At 65.1% G+C, this 1,514-nt stretch carries 1 protein-coding gene; it reads right to left on the minus strand.

Annotated elements, in window-relative coordinates; genetic code table 11:
• On the minus strand, nt 1-1,451 hold a 1,451-nt coding region (locus ADY01_RS35550; RefSeq protein ID WP_234320552.1), incomplete at its 3' end, for an AMP-binding protein.
• Nucleotides 1,452-1,514 lie beyond the last annotated feature (63 nt).

Below are 1,514 nucleotides of genomic sequence, written 5' to 3' on the forward strand. Positions count from 1 at the left end.
CTCTTCGTCGGCAGCGTCAGATGTGTATAAGACACACGCCCCCCCCCCGCCACATACAACTCACCCACCACACCCGGCGGCACAAGCCCAAGCACGTCATCAAGCACATACAGACGCGTGTTGCTCATGGGGCTGCCGATAGGAACCGTGGCGAGATCGGCGTGCGCGTTATCCGTGTACTGGAACGTGGCGAAGGTGGTGGCCTCAGTAGGTCCGTACACGTGGATGATGCGGGTGTCCGGAACGGCATTCCGGGCGCGCTCGAACGCCGCAGCGGAGGCCGAGTTCCCGCCGGTCCAGATCTGGCTCGCGCCACTCAAACACGACGGATCTTCGTCGACCACGAGATTGAAGAGCCCCGTGGTGAGGAAGATGGCCGACACCTTCTGACCGGAAATCGCGGCCCGGAGGGATTCCGGATCGAGCGCCCCCGGGGGCGCTACCACTATGGTGCCGCCCGAGAGCAGGGGGACCCAGGTCTCATAAGTGGACGCGTCAAAGGCGTGGGGCGAGTGCAGCAGAACCCTCTCGTGCCCCGAGCGCCAGCACTCGTCCTCGACGAGGTCCACGACGTTGCTCTGTGTGGCGACGACGCCCTTGGGGCGGCCGGTGGAACCCGAGGTGTAGATGACGTAGGCGGGGTGATGGGGATGCAGGTCGACCCCGGGATTCGCCTGGTGTTCCACCCCTTCCATGACGTCGGGCGTGAGAACCACAACGTTCTCGTGCAGGGACGACGCTCGTTCCCGCGAGACCTCGTCCGCCAACAGCACCAACGGGTGCGTTTCATCGAGAATGCGCTTGACCCGGGCATCCGGATAAGCCTCGTGGAGAGGCAGGCACCAACCGCCGGATTTCGCGACGCCGATCACGGCGACCACGAGATCGGCGGATCTCTCCATCATCAGCGCCACGGCCCTCTCGGGGCCGATGCCGTGGTCGATGAGGAGGTGGGCGAGGCGGTTGGCCCGTGTGTTCAGTTCGGCGTAGGTGAGTTCGGTGTCCTGGCAGACGACCGCCACGTTGTGCGGTGTTGCCGCGGCCTGTGCCTCGAACAGGGCGGGGAGTGTCGCTGGTGGGACTTCTCGCTGGGTGTCGTTCCACTCGATCAGGAGCTGGTGGCGTTCCGGCGGGGAGAGGATGTCGATGTGGCTGATCGGTGTCGTGGGGTGGTGTGCGAGTGCGGTCAGTGTTCGGGTCAGGCGCTGGGAAAGGCTCTGGGCGGTGGTCCGGTCGAAGAGGTCGGTGGCGTATTCCAGTACTCCGGCCAGGCCGCCTCCGTCGACTTCACCCACGCTGAACGACAGGTCGAACTTTGCGCCGGACGGAGTTGCCGGCTGGCTCTGGACTTCGAGGTCGCCGAGGGTGGTGTGGTGCCGGGTGTTGTTTTGGAGGATGAGCATGGTTTGGAAGAGGGGGTGGTGGGTGAGGGTGCGGGGTGGGTTGAGGATTTCGACGAGGCGTTCGAAGGGGAGGTCTTGGTGGGCGTAGGCGGCGAGGTTGGTTTGGCGGGT

The organism is Streptomyces sp. SBT349, from assembly GCF_001083795.1.
Classification (GTDB): Bacteria; Actinomycetota; Actinomycetes; order Streptomycetales; family Streptomycetaceae; genus Streptomyces.